Consider the following 10048-nt stretch of genomic DNA (forward strand, 5'->3'; position numbering starts at 1 on the left):
GCGCGCCTTCGGAACTTCTCTCCCGCGCTGCGTCACGATCGACCGGCACCCGCTTCGCAAAAGCCACGATGCCGTCACAGTCACCCACAACGGTCGGGGGTACCCCATGGTTCCGCGCCCGGATCACGACCCGACGTCCCACGCCATGGACCGAGCACCGGAACAGGCCACGCCGCACGCCACGGACAGGGCTCCGGACCGGCCCCTGGAGGCTCCGGCGGACCGGCCCCCGGAGCACCTCCCGGACCCCGCCCCGGAGCACCTCCCAAGCCACGCGTTGGAGCACCTCCCGCGCCGCGCCTCGGAGCACGCCCCGCGCCGCGTCCTGGACCGGGTCCTGGATCGGGCCCTCGACCACGTACTCGACCCCAAACGCCTGCTGGACCTGACGCTCGGCTCGCTCCTGCTGGCCCTGCTCTCACCCCTGCTGGCCGCCGCCGCCCTCACCCTCACCCTCTCCAGAAGGCACCCGGGCGGCGCCTTCACCCACGGACCCCGCGTCGGCCTGGACGGCCGGATCTTCACCGTCCACTCCCTCACCACCCGCCGTTACCGGCTCGACCTGCTGTCCCGCCTGCCCCATGTCGTACGGGGCGAGATGTCCCTCGTCGGCCCCGCACCGCTCGCACCCGGCCACCCCGGGGCGGCCCCGCCCTGGCGGCGGTCCGTACGGCCCGGACTCACCGGCCTCGCCCAGGTGCGCCGCCGCTCCCCGCTCCCCTGGGACGAGCCGGCGCTGCTCGACCAGCACTACGTGGAGCACCACTGGATCGGCCTCGACCTGCTGATCCTCCTCCGTACACCGGCCGCCGCCTCCGCCCCGTACGGTGCGGGCGCCGCCGCGCCGCGGATCCCGGCACAGGGTCACCTCAGCGACACAGATCACCGGCCCCGCGGCTACAGTGCGGCGGGATAACTGGGTACCCTCAGCACAAACCGATTAAGTTACCGCTTAGTAGTAGCCGTCTCAGAAGCCGTCGCCGAAGCCACCGGCGTGGTGCTGTTCTTCCACCCTCGCAGGCCCGAGGAGCCCCCAATGCAACTCGCCGCGATCATCGTGTCGCTGGTGCTGACCGTCGTCGGCGTCGCTCTCATCTCCCGAGCCGTCGTCGAGATCTACCGGTTCGTGAAGCTCGGCCAGCCCGTCCCGGCCGGCAGCCGTACCGACGACCCCCGGGCGCGCACGATCACCCTGGCCAAGGAGTTCCTCGGCCATACGCGGATGAACCGCTGGGGCGTCGTGGGCTTCGCGCACTGGTTCGTCGCGATCGGCTTCCTGACGCTCGGACTGACGATCGTCAACGCGTACGGCCAGCTGTTCCAGGCCGACTGGATCATCCCGGGCATCGGCACCTTCCTTCCGTACGAGGTGTACGTCGAGTTCATCGCGCTCGCCACGACCGTCGGCATCCTCGTACTGATCGCGATCCGGCTGCTGAACCTGCCCTCGCGGGCCGGCCGCAAGTCACGCTTCACCGGCTCCAAGGCCTGGCAGGCGTACTTCGTCGAGTACGTCATCCTCGTCATCGGCCTGGCGATCCTGACCCTGCGCGGCCTCGAAGGCGCCCTGCACCACGTCGACAGCTACGACCCGGCGTACTGGGTCTCGTATCCGCTGGTCCTGGCCTTCAAGGGGCTCAGCCTCGGCACGCTCCAGAACCTGGTCTATCTGACCGCCATGATCAAGCTCGGCGTGACGATGATCTGGGCCATCACCATCGGCCTCAACACGAACATGGGCGTCGCCTGGCACCGCTTCCTGGCCTTCCCGAACATCTGGTTCAAACGCGAGGCCGACGGCGGTACGGCGCTGGGCGCGCTCCGTCCGATGGTCTCGGGCGGCAAGGAGATCGACTTCGAGGACCCGCGCGAGGACGATGTCTTCGGTGTCTCGCAGGTCGAGCACTTCTCCTGGAAGGGCATCCTCGACTTCTCCACGTGCACGGAGTGCGGTCGCTGCCAGTCGCAGTGCCCCGCCTGGAACACCGGCAAGCCGCTCTCGCCGAAGCTCCTGATCATGTCCCTGCGCGACCACGCGCACGCCAAGGCGCCGTATCTGCTGGCCGGCGGCGGGAAGACGCCCGAGGGCGAGGAGAAGGCCTCCCCGGAGCAACTGGCCGGTGTCCCCGCGGCCGCCCTCGCGGAGGCCGAGCGCCCGCTGATCGGGACGCTGGAGGAGAACGGCGTCATCGACCCCGACGTCCTGTGGTCCTGCACCACCTGCGGCGCGTGCGTCGAGCAGTGCCCGGTCGACATCGAGCACATCGACCACATCCTCGACATGCGGCGCTACCAGGTGATGATCGAGAGCTCGTTCCCCTCCGAGGCCGGGACGATGCTCAAGAACCTGGAGAAGAAGGGCAATCCCTGGGGGCTCCAGAAGAAGCAGCGCCTGGAGTGGACCAAGGAGCTCGCGCGCGAGGCGGGCTTCGAGGTGCCGGTCGTCGGCCAGAACGTCGAGGACCTCTCCGAGGTCGACTACCTGTACTGGGTCGGCTGCGCGGGCGCGCTCGAGGACCGGGCCAAGAAGACCACCAAGGCGTTCGCGGAGCTGCTGCACATCGCGGGTGTGAAGTTCGCGATCATGGGCGGCGACGAGAAGTGCACGGGCGACTCCGCCCGCCGCCTGGGCAACGAGCCGCTGTTCCAGCAGCTCGGCCAGGAGAACGTGGCGATGCTGAACATGGCGTACGGGGAGGACGACGACGATCCGGAGACGAGGAAGCCGAAGTCCTCGAAGAAGATCGTCGCGACCTGCCCGCACTGCTTCAACACCATCGCCAACGAGTACCCGCAGCTCGGCGGCGAGTACGAGGTCATCCACCACACCCAGCTGCTCCAGCACCTCGTCGACGAGGAGAGGCTGATCCCGGTGACCCCGGTCGAGGGGCTGATCACCTACCACGACCCCTGCTACCTGGGCCGGCACAACAAGGTCTACACACCGCCGCGCGAGATCATCGCGAAGGTGCCGGGCCTGCGTAACGAGGAGATGCACCGCCACAAGGAGCGCGGCTTCTGCTGCGGCGCCGGCGGCGCGCGGATGTGGATGGAGGAGCGGATCGGCAAGCGCGTCAACAACGAGCGGGTGGACGAGGCGCTCTCGCTCAATCCGGACATCGTGTCGACGGCGTGCCCGTTCTGCCTGGTGATGCTGACCGACTCGGTCAACGGCAAGAAGAACGACGGCAAGGCGAAGGAGTCGCTCCAGGTCGTGGATGTGGCGCAGCTGCTGCTCGACTCGGTACGGACACCGGCGGATCCGGAGGACTCCTCGGAACCGGCGGCCGAACCGGAGCCGGAGCCGGCGACGTAACGCCCTCCTCAGGAGGCCAAGGCCGGACCTGCCTCGGGGGCGGGTCCGGCCTTCGCCGTTGCCGCGTTCGCCTCACCGGCCTTCGCCGCACCGGCGTTGCGGTCCCGACTCTGCCGTCTCGGCTCTGTCGTCCCGGCTTTGCCTTCTCGGCTTTGCCTTCTCCTGAGCCGATCGGTCGGTGATCGCTATCGGTCCGTTTCCTTACCGCGACGCGCGAACTGGAGCATCATGTGGCAGCGGACGTCACGTGACTGGACCGAAGCACCGGACAGAAGTAGGGGGATGAGGTCGTGCGGATACGTACCGGCGCGTCGACAGCGGTGATGACCGGCGCCGGCCTCTGTACGGCGCTGGCCCTGCTGCTGACCGGTTGCAGCGGCTCCGGCCCGGACGGCGAGCAGGGCGGCGGCAAGGCCAAGAACGGCGACACCGCGCCCCTGGCCGGCCACGCCTCCGTACCGAAGCGACCCGTCCCACGCGGCGACGGCAGCGACGTCCCCGCCGACTTCAACGGCGACGGCCACCGCGACCTCGTCCTGAACGACCTGGTCAAGGCCCCCGACGCGATCCAGGGCGACGACGCGGGCATCGGCATCGTGTACGGCTCCGACTCACCGCGCGGTGTCGACCCCGCCGTACGCCAGACGCTGAGCCCCGGCGCCAACGGCGCGGCCACCGACGGCGTCCTGCCCGCCGCCTTCGACGCGGCGGCGTCCTGCGACCTGGACGGCGACGGCTACGCCGACCTGGTCGTGAGCACGGACCCGCCGTACGACGGCCTCGGCCGCCCGCCCGTCCCGCTCCAGCTGCTCTTCGGCGGCCCGCAGGGCATCACCGGCAAGGCGGTCGTCCTGAAGATCCCCGCGAAGGCGCGGTACGGCAACGAGTGGCCCGACCACCCGGTGTGCGGCGACTTCGACGGCGACGACAAGCCGGACCTCGCCGTCTCCGCGAGCGCGGGCCAGGTCAGCTATCTGCGCGGCCCCTTCAGCCGCGCGGGCGCACCCCGCGCGGCGGCGGCTCCCATCCCCGGCGGCGGCCCGGTCCTCTACGCCCCCACCGGCAAGGCCGACACGGACGGCGACGGCTACGACGACCTCGTGCACGCCACCCGCACCCACGAGCCCGGCAAGGCGGCCAAGGGCGAGCTGCTGCTGGGCGGCCCGCAGGGACCGGACGAGGCGGGCGGCAGGTACACCTTCAAAGCCGTCGGGCTCCCGCCCGCCCCCAAGCTGCCGGGCGCGGACGGCAGGACCACGACGGACCTCCTGGAAGCGGCGGAGTTCATCGTGACCCGCACACACCAGGGCGAGGAGAAGGATCTGATCGCGCTCTACCCGTCGGGGAAGGGCGGGAAGGCGGCTCAGCGCCCGGTGATCAGCTTCAGTACGTCGATCTTCCTGAAGTAGGATCAGCTTTCCCCCTGCCCAGGTGTGGCAAGCCCCCCAGGGTCCCCTTAGGGGATGTCACAGCTCGGCCGCAAGGCTGGCCTGTTAAGGCTCCTCCGGCCCCGCGCCCGCCCGAAACGGGTACGTTCGGTGACGTGGCTGGATTCAGGATCGGACGCGGCCGGGACAACCGCACACGTCAGCAAGAACCGCAGCAGCAGCCGTACGGACGGCAGGCGGCGCCCCCACCGCAGTACGGAGGCGGGCAGCCGGCACCCCCGCACGGCCGGCAGCCGCGCCCTCCGCAGCAGCAGTGGCCCCCGGCGGGCGGCGGACACCCCGGCGCGCAGGGCGGCTACGGCTACCCGGGACCGGGTGGCCAGGGCGGCGGGCACGGCGGGCACGGCGAGCCCGAGTACTTCGGCGACCCGTACAACCAGCAGCACGGCGGTGGCGGCGCGCAGGACCCGTACGCCAACAACCCTGGTCACACGCAGCAGTTCAGCGTGGACGAGAACGGTTACGGCGACGGCGCGACGTACCACCCGGGCGCGGCACCCGCCCCGCCCGCCGGCCCGCGCCTGCACTGGAAGCAGCTGCTGAGCGGCATCGTGCTGCGCCCGAACGGCACGTTCTGGCAGATGCGCGACTACGCCGTCTGGGGCCCGGCGCTGGTCGTCACGTTCCTCTACGGTCTGCTCGCCATCTTCGGCTTCGACGGCGCCCGTGAGGAGGCGATAAACGCCACCCTCTCGACGGCCATCCCGTACGTCCTGACGACGGCGGTCGCCTTCGTGATCGGCGGACTGATCCTGGGCGCGGTGACCCACACCCTGGCCCGTCAGCTCGGCGGTGACGGCGCCTGGCAGCCGACGGTCGGCCTCTCCATGCTGATCATGTCGATCACGGACGCACCGCGCCTGGTCTTCGCGCTCTTCCTGGGCGGCCAGAACTCGCTGGTGCAGATGCTCGGCTGGATCACCTGGATCGCGGCGGGCGCGCTGTTCACGATGATGGTGAGCAGGTCGCACGACCTGCCGTGGCCGAAGGCGCTGGGCGCCTCGGCGATCCAGCTGATCGCGCTGCTGTCGCTGATCAAGCTGGGCACGATCTGACGACCGGAGCCCGCCGTCGAGGGACGGCGGGCTCACGGGTTCCACTCCGAGCGGCCTTGCGGATACCTCTCCAAGCCCCTCAGGCGTCGAGAACCTGTCCGCCGCGACGGACGACGGGGGGCTCGACGCTCCACGGGAAGTTGATCCACTCGTCGGTGCGCTTCCAGACGTACTCGCATTTCACGAGCGAATGCGTCTTCTCGTAGATGACGGCGCTGCGGACCTCGGCGACGTGATCGAGACAGAATTCATGGACGAGTTTGAGGGTGCGCCCGGTGTCGGCGACATCGTCGGCGATCAGGACCCTCTTGTTGGAGAAGTCGACGACGTTGGGCACGGGCGCGAGCATGACCGGCATGTCGAGCGTCGTACCGACTCCGGTGTAGAACTCCACGTTGACCAGATGGATGTTCTTGCAGTCGAGGGCATAGGCGAGCCCGCCGGCGACGAAGACCCCACCACGCGCGATGCTCAGGACGACGTCGGGCTCGTACCCGTCGTCCGCGACGGTCTGCGCGAGTTCCCGCACGGCCGCGCCGAAGCGCTCGTAGGTCAGATTCTCGCGTATGTCGTCCACCCCCACCGTCACACCTGCGTCCGGTGGAAGTTCAGGAAGGAACGGGAGGCGGTGGGCCCCCGCTGCCCCTGATAACGCGACCCGTAACGATCGGAACCGTACGGGAACTCCGCCGGCGAACTCAGCCGGAACAGACACAGCTGCCCGATCTTCATACCGGGCCAGAGCTTGATGGGAAGAGTCGCCAGATTCGACAGCTCCAGCGTCACGTGCCCGGAGAAGCCGGGGTCGATGAACCCGGCGGTCGAGTGTGTGACGAGCCCGAGCCGCCCGAGACTGGACTTCCCCTCCAGCCGGGAGGCGATGTCGTCGGGCAGCGAGATGACCTCGTACGACGAGGCGAGCACGAACTCCCCGGGATGCAGGATGAACGCCTCGTCCCCGGCCGGCTCGACCTTGCGGGTCAGGTCGCTCTGCTCGACGGCGGGGTCGATGTGGGGGTAACGGTGGTTCTCGAACACGCGGAAGAACCGGTCGAGCCGTACGTCGATGCTCGACGGCTGCACCATCGATTCGTCGTAAGGGTCGATACGCACGCGCCCGGAGTCGATCTCGGCCCGGATGTCCTTGTCAGAGAGCAGCACGCCCCGAGGATACGCAGAACGCGCGGGCCCACCCCAACCGGGCAACCCCGCGCGCCCCCGCCGACCAACCGCGTCAGCGCCGCCCGACCTCCACAGGCACGGCATGCCGCAACCGAGCACAACGCGGACACCGAATCAACCGCCCGGGCCCGAGCCGCCCGGCGTCAAGCTGCTGCATCGGGAACGACGTAGTACTGAACACATGCCCTTCGGCACAGCGGACGACGGTGCGATCCATCAAGTCCATCAGGTCCCTTCCCCAAGAACGCGGACGAACCCACACATTAGGGGATGACCCACCCCCACCCAGAGGCGGCACTCCGATGACGGAGGCTACCCCCCACCCCCAACTCCCGGGACCAAGAGCCACGTCGAGCGACGGGAGTCGACAATGGGGTAGAGTGTCCCTGGAAGCGCCACTGATCACGGCGGCTCCAGGCGGGTGTAGTTTAATGGTAGAACATGAGCTTCCCAAGCTCAGAGCGCGAGTTCGATTCTCGTCACCCGCTCTTGAAAAAGGGCCCAGGTCAGCGACCTGGGCCCTCTTCGTTGTCCCTTCGCCGAGCGACGTGTCAGCCGCGTTTCTGACGCAGGTGGCGAGAGGCCGCGAGGCACGAGGACAGCCACGTCGCCTCAGCGCGATTGATGATCAGGTCGCCCACGGTGACCACCCCGTCCATCACGCTGCCGACCCGTATGGAATGGACGCCGACGCGGAACAGCTGCCAGTCGGCATCGCTGTGCCAGAGCCGACCGGTCTTCTCTCCCCGGCGCTGGGCGAAGACGAGTTCTTCCCCGTGCTCGTTGAGGAAGTAGCCGACGTAATCCTTGTCCGTGATCACGCCACCGCACAGGCTGGCCAGCAGCTGTTCGATCGCGGGACGCGCGTCTTCGGTCATGCCGTGGGCTCGGTCTGGTGTGCAGGGTCCTGCTGCGCCGACGCGAGGGCCAACATCCGGGCTGCTGAGTCCAGCAGGGTTCCGTACGTGATCACCTCAATGCGTGCCGCGTGCGTGTTGTAGGTGCGCAGTGTCTCCGCGATCTCCTGGGAGGTGACGCCCCCACTCACGAACCTCGGATGCCCGATCACAACCGTCGCCGAGGCCCTACGAGTATCGACGCCATGGCGCGCGAGGATCTCCTTACGGTTCTCGTCCATGGTGCGGAGGTAGTTCTGTGCCTGCGACACCGCGTGGTGGGCTGCGGCACCTAACATGAGGTGGCCGCTGCAGCGTATCACCAGGTCCTTGATGTTGGCACGCTTGAGTTCCACCACATGAAGGGACCCGTCACCACGCAGAAGGGGGATGTCCAGAATCGTGTCCGAGGTGTACTGCCGACCTGCCAGCTCTGACACATAAGCACCGCCAAAGATCCACTCCTGATTCTTCAGACGGGCGTGGAGTGCGCTCTCGGAGCTCGTCTCGTCCTCCACCGCAACCCGGAGATCGTCGAGACCTGCTCTCCGGGCCCTCAGCTCGAGCAACTGGGCGAGCAACCCCGCGTCGGCGTCCGCCAGGAGGTCGCCTACCATTCGCGCGGCCTCGGCTGAGGCCGGTCGTGGCAGGTTCCTCAGGACCAGCTCCATGTGCCCGTACTGCTGGAGTCGTCTCCTCTCTCGAGTGGGCAGCCGAATCCCACCTTCCCCCATACCGAGGCCCAAGTGGTCCACGGACAGGGCTATACCGCGAAAGAGGTCCCGAGCATCGCCCACCGTCGATTCGGGGTTGTCCTTGGAGAGGGCGTCCAAAACGGCCACGGCTCGATCGGCGCCCATGGCCACCAAGCTGCGCATGCCCTCCTCGCTACGATGCCGGGCATTCTCGTCGTAGTAGTTCTCCAGGATTTCGAGGAACAGTTCGCCGCCGGCGTAGGCGGCGAAGCGCTGGAACCGCTGCGCAAGAGCAAAGTCTCCGAGCAAGAGGGATTCTTGGGCAACATCCTCCAAGGCATTCACCAACGGTCTGCCCTTGCCGTACCCCGTTCCGCCGAAGGCAGGACCCATGATGCGCAGCACTACATCGATGCGCTCCAGCACGCTCGGGTGCTCAGTGAGCTCCCGAGCTCCGCTGACCATCTGCCAGAGCGTAAAACCGGAACGGAAGGTCGTCATGCGGTGACCTTAGAAGGAGGCACTGACAACGACCCGGGGCGAGTGGATCGTGGCCGGACCGTCTCGATCAAACGAGTCTCCGCAGGGTGAGGCGGCCCTCCGCGCTCCGTGCCCCAACCGTGGCCCTGGGAGCGGTGCACAGCAGCCCCAGGTCCGAGACCTGAGACCCCGTCGTTGTCTCGATCTGACCTATCGCCCCGGCAGGATGTGGTTTCCGACGCACGCGCGCGCCGCCCAAGGCGACGTGCCACTATGTGCCAGTAGAGGCGGTGAACAGCGGACAACAGGGGGTCGCCAAGACGCTGAAGAGACGGGACCGAGTTGGCATTTCCGCAGGTCAGAAGCCATTGCACAGGGCAGACGCCGGGTGATTCCCAAGCTCAGAGCGCGGGTTCGATTCTCGTCACCCGCTCCACGACGAAGGCCCAAGTCAGCGACTTGGGCCTCCTTTGTTGTCTAGACCATTTTCCGGGCGCGTGCCATTCGCGTGCCACATCGGCCCCTCCGACCAGGGCGAACGTCGCTGTCGGACTTCCTCAGGCAGCACCTGACGCCCTATTGTCTCATTTGGCGAGGCAGGCCTCAGGTAACCCGCCTCACAGAGGACGGATCGGGCCGGACCCTGCGGGGGCGAATCCGCTGCGGGGCGGCTGCTCTTGTGTGCATCAGCCGCAGCGAGGGGGCAGGCCCTTGGCGTCCACGAACTGGTGCCATCAATTCCGACCGAGAGATCCATTTACATGATCGCGGGAGTTGAAGCCTGCGAAATTTGAGGTTGGATTATTTGCGGCATTTTCTCACAGTATTGAAAATCAATACATCGCGACTCCTCTGCGTGTATTGCCGTCGAGGGAGAATTCATGCGTAATCTGCCCGCGACAGAATGAAGGCTTTCCGGGCGATCGGTAGCGGCCCGGCGGGCCCCCCGACTCCCCCTGAGAAATGGTCTCGATGA

General features: G+C 67.9%; 8 protein-coding genes and 1 tRNA gene. 5 read left to right on the plus strand and 4 right to left on the minus strand.

From position 1 onward, the window contains the following. Positions 1–145 precede the first annotated feature (145 nt). The 4 genes from ACFWU9_RS12875 (at position 146) to ACFWU9_RS12890 (ending at position 5819) form a co-directional block, all read left to right on the plus strand. Entirely contained in the window at positions 146–916 is a 771-nt protein-coding gene (locus ACFWU9_RS12875) for a sugar transferase (protein ID WP_384317270.1), read from the plus strand. A 120-nt stretch (positions 917–1036) separates the two neighbouring features. After that, positions 1037–3316 carry a heterodisulfide reductase-related iron-sulfur binding cluster gene (locus ACFWU9_RS12880; protein WP_384317272.1) on the plus strand — a complete coding sequence of 760 codons (2280 nt, stop codon included), beginning with the start codon at positions 1037–1039 and terminating at the stop codon, positions 3314–3316. A 290-nt stretch (positions 3317–3606) separates the two neighbouring features. Next, the gene (locus ACFWU9_RS12885) at positions 3607–4725 is read left to right on the plus strand and encodes an FG-GAP repeat domain-containing protein (protein WP_384317275.1); all 1119 of its coding nucleotides are present in this window, start codon (positions 3607–3609) and stop codon (positions 4723–4725) included. Positions 4726–4859: 134 nt separating this feature from the next. Next, positions 4860–5819, plus strand: a complete 960-nt coding sequence (locus tag ACFWU9_RS12890; protein ID WP_384317277.1) for a Yip1 family protein — start codon at positions 4860–4862, stop codon at positions 5817–5819. Between the two features lie 79 nt (positions 5820–5898). On the opposite strand, the gene ACFWU9_RS12895 is transcribed toward ACFWU9_RS12890, so the two are convergent. Both ACFWU9_RS12895 and dcd read right to left on the minus strand, forming a co-directional pair. Continuing rightward, complete coding sequence (locus tag ACFWU9_RS12895) at positions 5899–6387, minus strand: phosphoribosyltransferase (RefSeq protein WP_384317308.1); 489 nt, start codon at positions 6385–6387, stop codon at positions 5899–5901. A 17-nt stretch (positions 6388–6404) separates the two neighbouring features. Next, complete coding sequence (gene dcd, locus ACFWU9_RS12900) at positions 6405–6980, minus strand: dCTP deaminase (protein WP_384317279.1); 576 nt, start codon at positions 6978–6980, stop codon at positions 6405–6407. Positions 6981–7418: 438 nt separating this feature from the next. Here dcd and ACFWU9_RS12905 point away from each other — a divergent pair. Continuing rightward, positions 7419–7489, plus strand: a tRNA-Gly gene (locus ACFWU9_RS12905). 63 nt (positions 7490–7552) lie between these two features. On the opposite strand, the gene ACFWU9_RS12910 is transcribed toward ACFWU9_RS12905, so the two are convergent. Together ACFWU9_RS12910 and ACFWU9_RS12915 are read right to left on the minus strand one after the other, a co-directional pair. Beyond that, a complete protein-coding gene (locus ACFWU9_RS12910) occupies positions 7553–7879 on the minus strand; it encodes a hypothetical protein (protein ID WP_384317281.1) in 327 nt (108 codons plus the stop codon). Then, positions 7876–9093, minus strand: coding sequence for a Shedu anti-phage system protein SduA domain-containing protein (locus ACFWU9_RS12915; RefSeq protein WP_384317284.1), 1218 nt, complete (start codon positions 9091–9093; stop codon positions 7876–7878). The genes ACFWU9_RS12910 and ACFWU9_RS12915 overlap by 4 nt, the downstream gene beginning before the upstream one ends. Positions 9094–10048: the final 955 nt, after the last annotated feature.

The organism is Streptomyces sp. NPDC058653, assembly GCF_042716895.1.
Classification (GTDB): Bacteria; Actinomycetota; Actinomycetes; order Streptomycetales; family Streptomycetaceae; genus Streptomyces.

Coding starts and splice junctions, on each gene's coding strand:
- ACFWU9_RS12875 (WP_384317270.1), top strand. CDS start 146: ATGGACCGAGCACCGGAACAGGCCACGCCGCACGCCACGGACAGGGCT.
- ACFWU9_RS12880 (WP_384317272.1), top strand. CDS start 1,037: ATGCAACTCGCCGCGATCATCGTGTCGCTGGTGCTGACCGTCGTCGGC.
- ACFWU9_RS12910 (WP_384317281.1), bottom strand. CDS start 7,879: ATGACCGAAGACGCGCGTCCCGCGATCGAACAGCTGCTGGCCAGCCTG.
- ACFWU9_RS12915 (WP_384317284.1), bottom strand. CDS start 9,093: ATGACGACCTTCCGTTCCGGTTTTACGCTCTGGCAGATGGTCAGCGGA.